Source organism: Paenibacillus sp. FSL H7-0326 (assembly GCF_001955535.1).
Taxonomy (GTDB): domain Bacteria; phylum Bacillota; class Bacilli; order Paenibacillales; family Paenibacillaceae; genus Paenibacillus; species Paenibacillus shunpengii.
Genome location: NZ_MPVN01000001.1, coordinates 1,076,791 through 1,093,127, shown reverse-complemented (window position 1 = coordinate 1,093,127; position 16,337 = coordinate 1,076,791). Strand labels below are relative to the sequence as shown.

Genomic DNA, 16,337 nt, shown 5'->3' with positions numbered 1-16,337 from the left:
TCCGGTTCGTTACGCGCTAAAAATCACCGATTGATTACCTATAAGAATATTACGGTTCGTTACAATCTTGGTAGACAGCTTCATTTGACCATAGGCCAGCCCAATGGTCTTATTTGTTGTTTATGAGCTTAGGAAATAATTGTGGATAAATTGGTCGAAAAATACCCGGATTATTTTGCTCTGAAAAAAGTCGTAAAAAGGTAAATCAAGAAGTCGTAAAAAGTTTAGTGATCCGATTATTCCATAAGCTATACTTGAGGTGCAATTCTGTGGAGTTAAGAATGGAACTAGTGGACGATTAGTATAACAGGCCGGGTCTCGAATCAGACCCGGCTTTAATCAATTGTGATGAGTGATTTCGAGCCTGTTTTTGTGTATTATGGGGCTAAGACATCTTGGAGCAAAGGAGTTGCTTGATATTGAAGCGACACAATTGGCGCGGGTCAACACTTTCACTGCGTTTGAAATTAACATTCAGTGTTCTCGTTATGACCCTCCCCCTTGTAGGCATGCTGTTTTACAACAACTTTTATTCCATTCATGTTGTTCGCGAACAGGTCGCCAATTCGTACAAAAACTCGCTGGCCTTATATATGAACTTGATTGACTCTGGCCTGAATGATGCGAGCTCTTATATGAGCAATGTAGCTAATGGTAATGATCTGATATCGCTCAGCCATATGGCGAATGATGAAGAATATAACATGGCGAAAGTATATCTGTTTGACAAGCTGATGAATGATATTTCTTTGCACAGTACAGTAAGTGCATTCTTCATATACCAGGAGCAGAGACAGGATTACATGGATGTGTATAATACGCTAAGGTATTCATTCGAGGAGCGAGCGCGCGTTCAAGGCTATGTCATTGATTTGATTCGGGAAAAAAGGTTTCCTAAAGCATTCCTGACGAAAAGATGGCAGCATTATCGCATCGGACAGCAGGACTATCTGATTGATATCGTGCTGGCGGGCGATACCTATTTTGGCGCATGGGTTAAAACGGATGAGTTGATGGGACCGCTGCGGTCGATTGCGATCGGAGAAGGCGGCGGAATGCTGTTCGCGAATGATCGGGGTGAGCCGATCATGGATATTCCTCTTGTACATGACAACGGTATCGAGCTGCATCAGGGCCTGGAGGATTATTATTTATCCGGAACAGAGAGGAAATTCCTGGTGGTCGGTGCGCCATCCAATAGAGGTAACTTCAACCTGGTCGCACTTATACCGGATCAGCAGATTTTGGCCAATCTTCCGTATCTTCAGCAGATCATATGGTTTATTACGTTTGCCGCGTTGCTCTCTGTCCCGGTTGGGCTTTTCTTTATAAGAAGAGACCTCATGATCCCATTAAGCAAGGTTGTTTTCGCCATGAGAAGGGTTCGCGGCGGTGACTGGAGCCGGCGGGTCGAGCTGCGCAACACTTCGGAGGAATTTACCATCCTGGCGGAATCGTTTAATTCGATGATGACTGAGATCGAGCTGCTTCGGGTTAATGTGTTTGAAGAGCAGCTCAATAAACAAAGGGAGGAGCTGCAGCGGTTGCAGCTGCAGGTGAACCCGCATTTCTTTCTGAACTCTTTGAATATTGTGTATAACCTTGCTAAGGTCAAGAACTTCGACCTGATTATGAAAATGACTATGTCGTTGATCCACTATTTCAGGTTCCTGTTCCGCAGCAATACGTCTTATGTAAAGCTGGGTAGCGAGCTCGAGCATACCCGGAATTACCTGAATATCCAGGAGCTGCGTTTCCCGGGACGGCTGACCTGGTCTATCGAAGCTCCTGATTACTTAATGGATACGCCGGTTTCACTGCTGATCATTCAATCGTTCGTCGAGAATTCGATTAAACACGGGTTCACGAATAAGCCGATGCATATATCCGTGCAAATCAGCTTCGAAGACGAAGAGCGTCAATCGAGCATGAGAATTATGATTGAAGATACGGGAAGAGGCTTCGACGATGCGGTGCTTCAAGAGCTGCAGGCAGGCAACAGCGTTGTGAATGAAAAGGGAGAACGCACCGGGATCTGGAATGTACAGCGGAGATTGCGCTTATTGTACAAGGAATCCATATCCATCCGTTATTTTAACGATGAGGAATCGCATGGTGCAGTCGTGGAGATGATCTTGCCAACTGATCCGGAAATGGAGGGAATGACATGAGCTATCAGATGCTGCTTGTAGATGATGAGATTCATGCCATTGAAGGCGTGAAGGCCGATCTTGATTTAAGCAAGCTTAATGTATCGGGATTATTTACAGCATTTAATATTATCGAGGCTAAAGAGATATTCGATAAGGAAACCATTGATATTATGGTCTGCGACATTGAGATGCCGAGTGGCAGCGGTCTGGAGCTGCTCACCTGGGTCCGGGAGCATCATCCGAACACGGCGACCATCTTCCTGACGAGCCATGCTGATTTTAAATATGCCAAGGAAGCGCTGCAGCTGGGGAGTCTTGATTATTTGCTGAAGCCTGTGCTTGCTGATGATCTGGAGAAGGCCCTTCGCAGGGCGCAGAGCGTCATTGACCAGAATAGCGAGATCCGAAGGAACAGCCAGTCCCATCAATTATGGATGAAGCACCACTCGTTGATCATCGAGCGGTTCTGGCTTGACCTGATCAATAATACGATTCCAAGCAATCCATCTGCGATTCGCGAGCAGATTGAACGTCATCTGATTCCGATGACAGAGGAGACGATCTTTCTTCCGATCATGATATCCGTTCAACGGTGGAGCAAGCCGCTGAACCGCAGAGACGAGAAGATATTGGAATACGCACTTAAGAATACAGCCGAGGAGCTGCTCTTCAATTATATGGATGGGATATGCTTCCATATTGATCGCCAGATGCTGCTCGGAATGTATGTTTTCGACAATAGCACGGGCTGGAATCCGGATCAAATCAAGGAAGCTTGTGAGAAATATATTGATTCCTGCAACCGGTATTTTTACTGTGATTTGTCTTGTTATATCGGCAGGCCTGGTAAGCCGCATGAAATGGCAGATGTGGTCGCGATATTGAAGGGGCAGGTCAAGAACAATGTAGCACTCGTTAACCACGTATTTAAACACCAAGAACCTAAGGGGCTGGAACAGCTGGTCAACCTTCCGGAGCTCAATGTATGGTCATCCTTGCTAAAGACGGGAACGAAGGAAGCGGTAATCGGAGAAGTGGAGAAATACCTTGAACAGCTTGTGAATGCACAGGAGATCAATGCCAGGGTACTGCGCCAGTTTCACCAGGATTTCATTCAGGCTTTATATTCATTTCTGAATACGGAAGGCATTCAAGCTCATCGCTTGTTCGGGGATGATGAATCGCAGCGCCTTTCAGAGGGCGCGGTAAGGTCTGTAACGGATATGCTTGTCTGGATTCGTCATGCTGTCAACCGGGCAATAAATCAATCGGAGACGGTGAAGGAGTCGAACAACGTTGTCGAGCTTGTCAAGCGCTACATTGCCAGCAATATCGACCAGGACTTGTCGCGGGAGACGATTGCGGAGCTGGTGTTCCTCAATCCGGATCATCTATCGAGACTGTTCAAGAAGGAAACCGGCTATTCGATCTCCGATTATGTGTTGCTGGAGCGTATTCGGCTGGCGAAGGAGCTGCTATCCCAAACGAACATGCCTGTCAGTGCGGTATCGACAGCTTTAGGGTACAGCTATTTCTCTCATTTCACAAGAATCTTTAAAAAATATGCGGGGCTTGGACCAATGGAATACAGAAATCAATTTGGAGGAAAGTCGTCAAACAGCAATTGAAAAAGTCTTCATATTGGATACAGATTCATCATTTATGATAAAGCAAAAACAAAAAAGCAATGAGAGGGGGTTATTGACATGTTGGATGCAGTATCTTTACGTACTGAATATCTGGACAATCCTTTGGGTTAAATGCCAAGCAGCCGCGTCTCGGCAGGAAGCTTCGGTGCGACGGCAAGAACGTCATGCAATGCGCATATCAAGTGCAAGCCTCGGCAGCAGAGAACTTCGCTGACGTGATATGGGACAGCGGCAAGATAGAGAAAAGCGCATCGCAAGGCATCATGTATGCAGGTCCGGAACTGCAATCACTCGAGCGCATTTATTGGCGGGTTAAGGTTTGGAGCGATGTTGCAGTGGAATCGCCGTTCAGCCAGCCTGTTTTCTTCGAAACGGGACTGTATCACGCTTCGGATTGGAAGGCCCGCTGGATTGAACCGGAGAGGGAAGCAGACATCCACGCTTACAAACCGGCTCCCTATATCCGGAAAGAATTCAACATAAAGAAGGGACTCGTCTCGGCCAGAGCGTGCTTCACAGATTTTATTTGAACGGTAACGATGGCACGGACCATCAATTTACGCCATCTGGAAGCGGAGAGTATAGCTTTACAAATTTAGAGACTTCTTGACACAGGCAGGCACTCCTCGCTAGCGGGGAGTGCCTGTATCATAAGGATTTACTTATTGATAATTAATCCAGTTTTCCGGATTTTACCACTTTGCAAGGATAATCTTGCCGGCATGAAGCCAACATCAACAGGTATAGCAGCTCCACTGATGAAACGAGCCATAACGGAAGCCAAAAATAAAGCCAGATAAGCAATTTCGTTAGGGTCGCCAAGTCTTCCATTCGAAGAAATCATCTTTGCATATTGTTGAATGACTTTTTATGGTGCATTTCCCCATATTGAAGTTCTGATTGTTCCCGGCCCAATCGCATTCACAGTGATGTTATAGGGCGCATAATCCAGCGATGCACTTTTTGTTAATCCTACAATGCCACGCTTGGCTGAAGAATAAATAGCCATAGAGCTATTACCCATTTAGGGACAGTTGCAAGAAGATAATACTATCTATAGCTAAAATAAAGCAGATTTAGAACGTCATTAATAAGTCGTGAAAGTGCAATCCGAAAAGTCTTAAAAGGGTAAGCGGGGAATCCGGTTGCAAGTTATACTGAAGATGAAAACAAGCAAGTATATACCTTATGGGGGGATAACGATGAAAGGGAAAATGAAGTTTATCAGTATGCTGTTTGCGGCAATTATGTTGTCAGCTATGGTTGCTGCATGTTCATCCGGCGGCAGCAACAGTAACAGTCCTGGATCAAGCTCAAGCACGAGCAATAATGCTTCGAGTACAGGAAATGTCGGAGAAGCTGAGAGCACTGATAAAGAATCCTTGAAGCATTATAATTTAACGATGGCAATTCCGATATTCTCATCAGTTCCTGCGGATCTGAAGGAAGTGGAGGCTGAGCTGAACAAAATTACGCAGGCGAAAATCAACACTACGGTAACGATTCTTCCCATCAGCGTTGGCGCGTGGGGGCAACAGATGAACCTCATAATGGCCGGCGGTGAGAAACTGGATATTTTCTACACATTCGGGCAAATGTATTCGAGCTCAGTGTCAAACGGGCAGCTCCTGCCACTAGACGTATTGCTGGATAAATACGGGCAGGGAATCATTGATGCTGTAGGCAAGGATAACATGAAAGTTGCCATGGTCGACGGCAAAACCTACGGCGCCCTTATCACAGGCCCTCACGCGATGCAATCGGGGATTGCCATGAGAAAAGATCTGGTTGATAAGTATAAGATCGATTTATCGTCCATTAAATCGTTGGAAGATTTGGAGCCTGTCTTTAAAATAATTAAAGAGAACGAACAGGGAATGGTGCCGCTCGTGAGCGGTTTATCGTCTCCATTGGAATATCACCGATTGTATGACCGTCTTGGCGACCGCTTTGGCGTCTTGCCGAACTACGATAACGGGTTGAAGATAGAAAACCTCTATGAAACTCAGGAATATGCAGATCAATTGAAATTGATTCGTAAATGGTACCAGGCAGGCTATATCAACAAAGACGCGGCAACAACTCAAAGCACGGTACAAGAAATGGTTAAAGCCGACAAAGCGTTCTCCTACTTTATGGCGTACAAACCAGGCTTGCCAGACGGAGAAAGCCGGGCGACCGGCAAAGAACTGGTCATGATTCCTCTGACGGAGGCTCACTCGACGACCTACGATTTTATGACCGGATTTTGGACGATCGCACAGCATTCCGAAAATCCGGAACGTGCAATGATGATGCTAAATCTAATGTATTCGGACAGCGATGTAACGAATTTGTTGGCGTGGGGAATCGAAGGCAAGCACTATGTGAAAGTATCGGAGACGCAAATCGATTATCCGGCCGGCGTTAACAACAATAACGTCGGGTACAAGTTTGCTGCATATCTGACGGGTAATCAGATGAATGCTTATGTCTTCAAAACGCAAGATCCGGATATCTGGAAGCAAGTCAATGACTTTAATGCATCCGCAATCAAGTCGAAAGCTTTTGGCTTTGCCTTCAACTCGAATCCTGTCAAGAACGAAATAACGGCGATTAGCAATGTTGTCGATCAGTATCGAAAAGTTCTTGAAACGGGGACGGTAGATCCGGAAGGCAAGCTTGCAGAATTTAATAAAAAGCTGAAAGCAGCGGGTATCGAGAAAGTGATCGCTGAGAAGCAAAAACAGTTGGACGAGTGGGCAGCTGCAAATCAATAAGCCTCGAAGAAAGCCAGATCCCTGTGGATCTGGCTTTCAGACTGTCGAGAAACCTCGACAGTCTTCTTTTGGGTTGATTAATTTAATACAACACCGCGTTAATGTTATAGAATATAGATATACTTTAAAGGTGGTGTTGTCATGTTACGTTCGAATAAAGAAATTCAATCATCTTTGGAGCTTGTCTCCCTTGAACAACTTGTTCCACAGATCATATGTTGTGCAAAATAGATAAATACATAGATTTCTCTTTCATTATTGAAAAGGTTCGTCCTTTGTACTGTGAAAACAACGGACGCCCTTCCATTGATCCTGTTGTTCTTTTCAAAATGATTTTTATTGGCTACTTTTATGGCATTCGCTCCGATAGACGATTAGAGTAAGAAGTTCAGACCAATCTTGCCTATCGCTGGTTTCTGGGTCTCGGATTAACAGATAAAGTTCCGGATCATTCAACAATCAGTTGGAATCGTCTAACCCGGTTTAAAGAGACGTCCATCTTCCAAGATATCTTTGATGAGATTGTTCTCCAAGCACTGCAGCACCGAATGGTAGGCGGAAGAGTGCTGATGAGTAATTCTACACATATTAAAGCCAATGCCAACAAGAATAAATTCACTAACAGACCGTACTGCAAAATACAAAGGATTACATGGATGAATTAAAAGCAGCTGTTACGAAAGACCGGGAACAAAACGGAAAAAAGCATTAAAACCAAAAAAGGAAGTGGATGAAGAAAAAGAATTAAAAGTGATTACAACCGATCCCGATAGCGGCTATATGGCTCGCGAAGGAAAGCTTGAAGGTTTCTTTTTTCTTGAACATCGGACGGTAGATATGAAGTACAACATTATTACAGACGTCCATGTCACGCAGGGCAATGTTCATGATTCTCTTCCCTATATTGAACGTTTAGAACGACAAACCGAGAGATTCGGATTTAACGTAGAGGCCGTCGCGCTGGATGCTGGTTATTTAACAAACCCGATCTGTAACAAGCTGGAACAGAAAAAGATTTTTGCTGTTATTGCACACCGTCGTTTTCAACCAACACAGGGCTTGTTTCCTAAGTGGAAATTCACTTACAGCAAGGAACAAAATATTTATACTTGCCCAAACGCACAAGAGCTAAAGTACAGTACAACAGTCCGTAAAGGCTACAAACATTACAAGTCGAATCCGGAGGTTTGCAAAACCTGTCCGTTCCTTGCTAAATGCACCCGTTCCCAAAACCATACGAAGGTCGTAACACGACATGTTGGGAAGATAGAAAGGATTGGGAGCGTCAAAACCGTCTAAGAACATCCGGTAAAATGCTTTACAAGAAAAGAAAAGAAACAATAGAGCGAAGCTTCGCGGACGCTAAACAGCTCCACGGGTTTCGCTATTGCTGGTTACAGGGCATAAAGAACGACAAGTATGATCCTAACGAAGCAGCTTTTTAGGGACATAACCCTGGCTTACGGACTTGGTGCAGCGTCATCTGTCCGGTCTCTAAGACATCCGTATAGGCTACCGCTATGATTTCACCGGGCTCAAATATCATATCGAATTCGGACTTAAAGCGATTTTCTTCTCCCGCGGCCGATTTGCCTGCCAATTTGTCGTTCACGAACAGCTCTACTGCGTCCGCATCGGCATATACTTCCACCCGGACCGATTTTCCTTCGTACCCGTTCCATGACCAACTGGATACGGAATCGCTCCAGCTCCACTTGTAGGGAACGGGCTTGAAAGTCGAGGCTGACCGGACGGAGCTCGTTGCTTCCGATATCGATCTGTCATTTGTTATGATCAGTTTAGAGGACGAGCAAGGAAATCTGTACAACAACGCGGACCGCAAAGTTGCTGTTCAGGTGGAGGGTCCAGGTATTCTGCAAGGATTCGGAAGTGCCGATCCGAAGTCTGCGGAAAACTTCTTAGATACCGAGCACACGACCTTCGATGGGAAAGCCTTGGCGGTTGTACGCCCTATGGATGCTGGGTTGATTACCATGACGGTCAGCGGAGGATTTTGCTTCGAAAAGTGTGCAGATCAACCTATAAAGGAATTCTTAATTTCGACCTGGGAGGTTATTGCGAATGTTAGAGATCCTTGCGAAGAAAGTGATCGCCGAGAAGCAAAAACAGTTGGACGAGTGGACAACTGCAAACGGATGAATGAAAATATTACCGGTAAAATTACGATTGAAGGTACGACCGGATCTCCCGACGATACCTAATAACGGATGAACGCGAAAGCGGATCCTGGATAGGATTCGGCTTCTGAATTAGTGGGAGAAAAGTCGTCAAACATCAATTGAAATTGTCGTCTAGGTGTAAGTCGGAAACGGGCTAATCCCTTATGATAAAGATAAGAAATTTAAGTACATGACAAAGGAAGGGATACAGCTATGGAACAAACCGTTTCGGCCGCCGCTGTGCAGGCTCAGCAGCAAGTAAAGAAAAGAAAGAACGAATACCGGAAGTATGCACCGCTTCTGATTATGATGATTCCCGGTCTTCTTTACTTGCTGATCAACAATTACCTCCCTATGCTGGGGATCGTTATCGCATTCAAGGATGTGAATTTTGCGAAAGGCTTTCTTAATAGCGATTGGGTCGGATTCGCTAATTTTGAATACCTGTTCAAGACCTCGGATGCGTACATTATTACACGGAACACGATTCTCTACAATTTCTTATTTATCGTGGCCGGAACGATTCTGTCATTAGCGACAGCGATAATGCTGAACGAAATCAAGAACAAGGTAGTGATGAAGACCTACCAAGCCGTCATTACGCTGCCGCACCTGATCTCCATGGTTATCGTCAGTTATCTGGTATACGCTTTGCTGAGCCCGGAGACGGGGTTCATGAATCGTACGGTGCTGCCGTGGTTCGGAATAGAGGATGGAATATCCTGGTACACTGAAGCGGCTTATTGGCCAGTAATTCTGTCCGTTGTGCATTTCTGGAAAGGGATAGGCTACTCCAGCATCGTGTTCTTCGCTGCAATCGTTGGCATTGACGAGGAGTACTATGAAGCGGCGAGACTGGATGGCGCGAGCCGCTGGCAACAAATTATCTACATCACGCTGCCGACCTTAATACCGGTGATTACGATTCTGACGCTGCTTTCCATTGGGCGGATTTTCTATTCAGACTTCGGGTTATTCTATCAGGTACCATTGAACTCGGGTGCGCTGTTCGAAACGACGTCCACGATTGATACCTATGTGTTCAGAGGATTGCTGGGCGGCGGAAATCTCGGCATGTCCACAGCAGCGGGCGTATATCAATCGATCGTAGGATTTCTCCTCGTCATATTAGCGAACTATACGGTGAGAAAATACAACAAAGAGAACGCATTATTCTAGGAGGTGCTTATCGTGAAACAAGATAGCAAAGGAATAGCTTATTTCAGCCATATCGTGATGTTCTTGTTTGCTGCAGTATGTATCGCCCCGTTCGTGTTGTTGATTTCTGCATCATTAACGAATCAGAATGCCATTGTGGCCAATGGATATGCCTTCTATCCTACCGAGTTTAGCACAGATGCTTACGTGTATCTGATGAATCGGGGATGGGATATCATCCGCGCATATGGAATTACGGTTTTCGTAACGGTTGTGGGAGCGGCAATCGGTGTAATGATCACGGCTCTCTTGGCGTACCCGCTCTCCAGAAGCGTAACGCCGCACCGCAATCTGATTATGTTTATTATCTTCTTTACGATGCTGTTCCACGGAGGCCTTATACCTTCTTATCTGGTGTACACGCAGCTTCTTGATATGAAGAATTCCGTTTGGGCGCTGATTATCCCCGGATTGCTGACGAACGGATTTTATATAATACTGATGCGGACCTTCTTCCAGTCGACAATTCCGGCTGCACTGCTCGAATCTGCGCAGCTCGACGGAGCCGGGGAGTACCGTACGCTATGGTCTGTTGTTCTCCCGCTCTCGACGCCGATTATGGCAACCATTGGCATGTTTACGACAATCTTTTATTGGAATGACTGGCAGAACGGCATGATTTATATTACGAAGCCTGAATTATTCAGTATTCAGAATCTGTTGAAGCGCATTATGGAGGATATTAACTTTATTAAAGACAACATGGGGGCAGAAGCCGCCGATGCTATGGTGCAAATGCCTTCGGATTCGGTCAAAATGGCGATTGCGGTCATCGGTTCTCTGCCAATCCTGATTGCCTACCCGTTCTTCCAGTCGTACTTCGTTAAAGGCATTATGATTGGAGCTGTTAAAGGTTAAATTGTAGTTAGAGAGGAGATAAATATGTTGCAGACAATTAATCTAAACGAGAATTGGCTCTTTACAAAAAATAATTTTTCATCTTATTCACTTGAATTGATTAATGAGGGGGAGTTGGTAACCCTGCCTCATTCCTGGAATAATAATGATGGGCAGGGTGAGAGTGAAGAATACTTCCGTGGGCAATGCTGGTATCAAAGAAAGCTGGATATTTCCTCAGAGAATTTAGAAAAGCGATTATACTTAGAAATTGGAGCGGCGGGGAATATTGGAAAGGTCTATATCAATGGCCAATTAGCTGGGGAGAGCCGTTGCGGTTATGCCATGTTTAGGGTCGCCTTGAATCCCTACTTGAAGGTCGGAGAAAATCTGATCGCAATTGCGGTGGATAATAGTTTTTACGAAGATGTATTCCCCTTAATGGCCGACTTCACATTTTACGGTGGATTATATCGGGAAGTTAAGATTCTCGTGATGGAGGATATTCACTTTGATGTAGGTGATCACAGTCGGGATGGGGTTTACTTGACCTCAAAGAAGATGGGGGAAAGAGCTTTCGAGCTAGGGATTAGCGGGAAAATAATCAATGAGTCTGCTAAAGCGGTTGAGGGAATGATTAAGGTACAGCTTCGCGATCAAGAGGGAAATATCGCTTTAGAAACCAGTATTGATATTAACGTCGATGATGCAAAAGAATTTATAATAATTGAAGAGATTAATAATCCTGTGCTTTGGGATGGAGTAGATCATCCTTATCTTTATACCGCATCGGTTGCCCTCATTGTTCAAGGACGGCCCTATGATTTACGAAATATAGAGGTCGGGTTTAGAACAATTGAAGTCACACCGGATCGGGGTGTACTTCTGAACGGTAAAATCATCAAGTTAAAAGGGGTTAGTCGTCACCAAGATTATGCTGGAGTCGGCAACGCGGTTACAAAAGCACAAATGGAAGAGGATATGTCTATCATTCGGGAAATGGGTGCTAACAGTATTCGTCTTGCTCATTATCAGCATGATGATTATTTCTATACGTTATGCGACCGCAGCGGGATGTTGGTATGGGCTGAAATTCCATTTATCAGTATCCCTTCTTCCAAAGATCCAGAAAACTTAAATGCCAAAGAACAGCTTGAAAAGCTTATTAAGCAGGCCTACAATCATTGTTCGATTTATTGTTGGGGCGTACAAAATGAGATCACGATCGCAGTTGAAAACGAGCAAACCTATGAAACGATTAAGAAGCTGGAAGCAATGGCTAAACAATTAGACCCAAGCCGATTAACTGCCCAGGCAAATATTTATTCGGTTGAAAATGACAGTTTGATCCACGATTTTACCGATTTGGCAGGCTATAATCTATACTACGGCTGGTACTATGGTGAAATGAAAGACTTAGGCGAACGTCTGGATGACTTTCACCGCGTTCAACCTAATGTTCCCGTTATCGTTTCAGAGTATGGTGTGGATACAAATCCAAAATTCCATACGTATTCACCAAAAGTTAAAGATTATACGGAAGAATATCAGCTTGTATTCCATCATAATGTCATTAGAACTATCAATGATAGACCTTTTGTTTTGGGTGGATATGTATGGAATATGTTCGATTTCGGAAGTGCTCGCAGAAATGAAGGCGGCGATCGAGGAAAAAACCTGAAGGGACTCATAACTTTAGACCGAAAAATAAAAAAGGACGCCTACTATCTTTATAAAGCGTATTGGTCCAAATCTCCCTTTGTACACTTAGCCGGCCGCCGATTTATGAATAGACATGAAGCATTTAATGACATCATCATTTTATCCAATCTATCTCATCTAAAAGTTTACAAGGATGATATTCTTCTTGCTGAAATAAAGACGGATGAGCCCGTGAAAATGTTGAAGGCAGTTTCCCTGTCTCTTGGGGGAAATCATATCACAGTAGAAGGAATTGATCAGCAGGGTACGGTCTATACGGATGAAATGACTCTCTATTATATATCTGAAACAGACAACAATTATATCTTAGTTACCAATGTAGAACAAAAACATGTCGTGAATTGGTTCGAGAAATTTGATTTATCTAATGCCCAAGAGGTGATTCTCCAAGATGGTTACTATTCAACTTTTGACACCGTAGGGGACCTCTACTGCAACGAGGATGCTAAAGTTGTATTTAAGAAATTCTTTGGGGAATCGGCTGAGCATCCAAGGTTTGCACCACTTAAGGGAGTGATGTCCATTGAAAAAATGGCCAAATTATCCGCTTTTAATATACCCAAGGAGATGCTATCCATCATTAATAAGGAACTAAATGTTATTCAGAAATAATATTGCTGGTGAGCCACAACTGTCACTATCTTCATGACGACCTGGTGGCGGCCGCAAGGCTACTACGACCAAGACGCGTGGAGAGCGACGTGGGAAGGCGAGGGCGGTGGGGTGCTTGTCAACCAAGCGCCTCATTAGCTTGATTTGCTTCAGTGGATATGCGGCATGCCGAAGTCTATCTGGGACAGATGAAGCAGGTTGAAGTAGGGAGAGGGTAACAAATGAGAAAATGTATTGCAATGAATGAAGGTTGGCGATTTATTCGGCAGAATGAAGAGCAGGCAAATCAGGAACGGTATAATGACAACCATTTGAATATTGTGAATATTCCCCATACATGGAACGGGATCGATGGAGCAAATGGCTGTGAATATTACCAAGGCGCTTGTTGGTACAGAAAAGCGTTTATGGTTGAGCCTTCTTACGAAGGAAGCAGAGTATTCATTGAATTTAACGGTTCTAACAGCATTACGGATGTATATGTTAACGGCCGGCATATGGGCCAGCACAAAGGTGGGTACTCCACTTTCCGATTTGACATTACAGACGTTGTTAAATATGGCGCTAACAATGTGCTTGCAGTAAAAGTTGACAATACGGTTGTGGATGACGTTTATCCTCAGAAGGCGGACTTCACCTTCTACGGTGGCATTTACCGCGATGTGAATCTGATTGTTGCGGATGCGGTTCATTTTGATTTGATGGACTATGGATCTACCGGAGTCTATATTGTTCAGGAAGCGGTATCGAAGGAAAAAGCCCGACTGAGCATTAGAGCCAGACTTGTAAATGACAGTAATGAAGAGAAGAAGGTAAGACTTTGGGCGGATATCCTCGATGCGGATCATAAAAAAGTAACCTATGCCGCCAAGGAAGTTATCTTGGCTGCGGGCGAAACGAAAACCGAAGAGCTGTCTGGTGTCATTGACAATCCAACACTATGGCATGGCAGGAGAAATCCTTATATGTACAGCGCCAGTATTTCAATGGCCAGCTTTAACGACACGATCGATGAGCTATCGATTCCGTTTGGTGTAAGATATTTTCATGTTGATCCCAAGCAAGGCTTCTTCTTAAACGGCGAGCATCTGCCCTTGTATGGTGTGTCAAGACATCAGGACAGAAAGGATATGGGCTGGGCCATTTCGGCACAAGAGCAGGACGAAGATATGGAATTCATCAAAGAAATCGGGGCCTCTTCAATCCGGCTTGCCCATTATCAGCACAGCCAATATTTTTATGATTTGTGTGACCGGGAAGGCATGGTGGTATGGGCCGAAATTCCTTTCATATCCGTCATGTCGCAGAACGAGTTGGAAGGGATCAATGCCAAACAGCAGATGATTGAATTGATTAGGCAAAACTATAATCATCCCTCCATCATATTCTGGGGAATCCAGAATGAAATCCAGATTGGCGGAGAAAGGCCGGAGGTCAGACGGCTCGTTAAAGAGCTGCATGCGTTGACGAAGAATGAAGACCCTACCAGGCTTACAACGATGGCCAATGTACTGTTCGTCAGTGAGGAAGATGAATACAACGGGATGACGGATGTGATCGGTTACAACAAATATTATGGCTGGTATCACGGCCAGCCTGAGGATTTCACGCCTTGGCTTGACAAGTTCCACAGCATCAATCCTGATGTGCCTCTGGCGATTTCAGAATACGGCGCAGAAGGTATTGTACAATACCACAGTTCCGAACCTAAGGTAAAAGATTACACGGAGGAATACCATGCCCTGTTCCATGAGAAGGTGTGGAAAACGTTGGAGCAGCGTCCTTTTCTATGGGGCACCTATGTATGGAACATGTTCGATTTCGGAGCCAATATCAGGGATGAAGGCGGAGTCACGGGAAGAAACAACAAAGGGCTTGTCACTTATGATAGAAGGATCAAGAAGGACGCTTTCTATATGTATAAGGCTCACTGGTCTGAGGAAAAATTCGTTCATATCGCCAGCAAGCGCTTTGTGGATCGAGTAGAGGACAATATTAAGGTTAAGGTGTATTCCAACTGCAATGCGGTTACGTTGTATGTAAATGGAGAAGTATTCCAAACGATAACGAGTGACGATAAAATATTCGTCTTTGAGAATGTAGCACTAACTGAGGGGATAAATGAAATAAGCGCTGCTACTGAAAATAATGTTCAGCATGTAGATGCTGCCAGATTTAATAAGGCAGCTGAGCCGAACTTGAGTTATGAAGCCCCAGTAGAGGACAAAGGCGGCGAAGTTAGCAACTGGTTCCAAATGCCTGATATAGATGAGGATGAGATGGTGGAATTACAGATCACGGACGACGTTTATTCCACCCGCTGCACGTTTAAAGAGCTTTTTGAGAATAAAGAGTCGAAAGCGGTGTTAAATAAATATTTTGGGGAAGATTTTAGAAGCAGACCTACGTCTAGTATGACCCAAGGATTTAAGATTGATACCTTGGCGGAAATGGCGCCCGAACACTTCACTGAAAAGCTTTTGTATTTGCTAAATAAAGAATTGACAAAAATCAAGAGGACTACTTAATCAAACACCACCTTGCCAATCTGGCTGGGTGGTTGCTTTAAATTAGTATGAAACCCAAGTACTTCCTCTTTCCTTCCATGACGGCCGGCTTTCTTGTAAGCGATCCCCTCAACGATGAGAATCAGCGTAAATCATATGTTCGAAAGACGTCTAGGACTATGGCCTGCAGGCTTCAAGAAGGAGAATTGTTCTGCAATCAACGGTACGGCGATTGGCCGAAGAAGATCGAACAAGGCGTGATCGACCCTTGGGAGAATCCCGAGTGGATGCTTCTCTCTTGCGGCAAGCCGGCTAAAGCGTTCTCTTTCAAAGAGGGGAATGATGCTTCGAAGGCGACGGGCGAAGATGTCCAGACCTGGTGGAAAGCGGCGTCAAACGAATCCGGACAATATCTTGAAATCGATCTGCTGGATGATTGCGATGAGCATGCGGTTCAGATCAACTTTGCAGACGATCAATTGAACCTACAGCTTCCCGAAGGCGCGGAGTTGCATAAAATTGGCCATATGCCCCGAATTATTGATCATCGGAAGCATTTTACGAGATGGCTTCTGGAGGTTTTTTTTGGCGAATCAGAATAAAAAGTCGTAAAAAGGTTATTCATGAAGTCTTGAAAGGTTTAGTGAGCGGCTGGAAATTGTCTTATCATTAATATGAATGCTGATAATAACAGGAATGT

General features: G+C 44.6%; 11 protein-coding genes and 3 pseudogenes. 12 read left to right on the top strand and 2 right to left on the bottom strand.

The annotated features are described in order from the left end of the window. The first annotated feature begins 419 nt into the window (after positions 1–419). The 3 genes from BK126_RS05220 (at position 420) to BK126_RS05210 (ending at position 4,332) form a co-directional block, all read left to right on the top strand. Complete coding sequence (locus BK126_RS05220; RefSeq protein WP_076311594.1) at positions 420–2,171, top strand: histidine kinase; 1,752 nt, start codon at positions 420–422, stop codon at positions 2,169–2,171. After that, complete coding sequence (locus BK126_RS05215; RefSeq protein ID WP_076311593.1) at positions 2,168–3,781, top strand: response regulator; 1,614 nt, start codon at positions 2,168–2,170, stop codon at positions 3,779–3,781. Before BK126_RS05220 ends, BK126_RS05215 begins: the two co-directional genes overlap by 4 nt. Before the next feature lie 107 nt (positions 3,782–3,888). Next, a complete protein-coding gene (locus BK126_RS05210; protein WP_445321892.1) occupies positions 3,889–4,332 on the top strand; it encodes a glycoside hydrolase family 78 protein in 444 nt (147 codons plus the stop codon). Positions 4,333–4,460: 128 nt separating this feature from the next. Here BK126_RS05210 and BK126_RS28740 read toward each other — a convergent pair. Next, positions 4,461–4,811 (bottom strand): annotated as a pseudogene (locus tag BK126_RS28740) (SDR family NAD(P)-dependent oxidoreductase). Positions 4,812–5,004: 193 nt separating this feature from the next. On the opposite strand from BK126_RS28740, the gene BK126_RS05195 reads away from it, so the two are divergent. Then, positions 5,005–6,561, top strand: coding sequence for an ABC transporter substrate-binding protein (locus BK126_RS05195; RefSeq protein WP_076311590.1), 1,557 nt, complete (start codon positions 5,005–5,007; stop codon positions 6,559–6,561). A gap of 141 nt (positions 6,562–6,702) precedes the next feature. Continuing rightward, a pseudogene (locus BK126_RS29745) lies at positions 6,703–7,973 on the top strand (IS1182 family transposase); the annotation flags it as partial. Positions 7,974–8,002: 29 nt separating this feature from the next. Here the strand turns inward: BK126_RS29745 and BK126_RS28720 are convergent. Beyond that, complete coding sequence (locus tag BK126_RS28720; RefSeq protein ID WP_256702710.1) at positions 8,003–8,389, bottom strand: DUF4982 domain-containing protein; 387 nt, start codon at positions 8,387–8,389, stop codon at positions 8,003–8,005. Between BK126_RS28720 and BK126_RS29305 the strand changes: the two genes are divergently transcribed. The 7 genes and pseudogenes from BK126_RS29305 (at position 8,292) to BK126_RS05150 (ending at position 16,239) form a co-directional block, all read left to right on the top strand. Next, positions 8,292–8,783 carry a hypothetical protein gene (locus BK126_RS29305; protein WP_179085515.1) on the top strand — a complete coding sequence of 164 codons (492 nt, stop codon included), beginning with the start codon at positions 8,292–8,294 and terminating at the stop codon, positions 8,781–8,783. The two genes, BK126_RS28720 and BK126_RS29305, sit on opposite strands and share 98 nt — an antisense overlap. 171 nt (positions 8,784–8,954) lie before the next feature. Next, on the top strand, positions 8,955–9,920 hold the full coding sequence (locus BK126_RS05170; RefSeq protein WP_076311588.1) for an ABC transporter permease: 966 nt from the start codon (positions 8,955–8,957) through the stop codon (positions 9,918–9,920). Between the two features lie 12 nt (positions 9,921–9,932). Next, complete coding sequence (locus tag BK126_RS05165) at positions 9,933–10,817, top strand: carbohydrate ABC transporter permease (protein WP_256702709.1); 885 nt, start codon at positions 9,933–9,935, stop codon at positions 10,815–10,817. Between the two features lie 24 nt (positions 10,818–10,841). After that, positions 10,842–13,130 (top strand): glycoside hydrolase family 2 protein, encoded by a 2,289-nt coding sequence (locus BK126_RS05160; RefSeq protein ID WP_083655728.1) that lies wholly within the window; start codon positions 10,842–10,844, stop codon positions 13,128–13,130. Between the two features lie 33 nt (positions 13,131–13,163). Then, a pseudogene (locus BK126_RS29740) lies at positions 13,164–13,265 on the top strand (Gfo/Idh/MocA family protein); the annotation flags it as partial. Between the two features lie 86 nt (positions 13,266–13,351). Continuing rightward, the gene (locus BK126_RS05155; protein ID WP_076311587.1) at positions 13,352–15,658 is read left to right on the top strand and encodes a glycoside hydrolase family 2 protein; all 2,307 of its coding nucleotides are present in this window, start codon (positions 13,352–13,354) and stop codon (positions 15,656–15,658) included. Positions 15,659–15,843: 185 nt separating this feature from the next. Further along, complete coding sequence (locus BK126_RS05150) at positions 15,844–16,239, top strand: hypothetical protein (protein WP_143757678.1); 396 nt, start codon at positions 15,844–15,846, stop codon at positions 16,237–16,239. The last annotated feature ends 98 nt before the right edge of the window (positions 16,240–16,337 follow it).

What these genes read in the sequence shown, in the direction of transcription:
- BK126_RS05215 (WP_076311593.1), top strand. Translation starts at nt 2,168, where the DNA reads ATGAGCTATCAGATGCTGCTTGTAGATGATGAGATTCATGCCATTGAA.
- BK126_RS05195 (WP_076311590.1), top strand. Translation starts at nt 5,005, where the DNA reads ATGAAAGGGAAAATGAAGTTTATCAGTATGCTGTTTGCGGCAATTATG.
- BK126_RS05170 (WP_076311588.1), top strand. Translation starts at nt 8,955, where the DNA reads ATGGAACAAACCGTTTCGGCCGCCGCTGTGCAGGCTCAGCAGCAAGTA.
- BK126_RS05160 (WP_083655728.1), top strand. Translation starts at nt 10,842, where the DNA reads ATGTTGCAGACAATTAATCTAAACGAGAATTGGCTCTTTACAAAAAAT.
- BK126_RS05155 (WP_076311587.1), top strand. Translation starts at nt 13,352, where the DNA reads ATGAGAAAATGTATTGCAATGAATGAAGGTTGGCGATTTATTCGGCAG.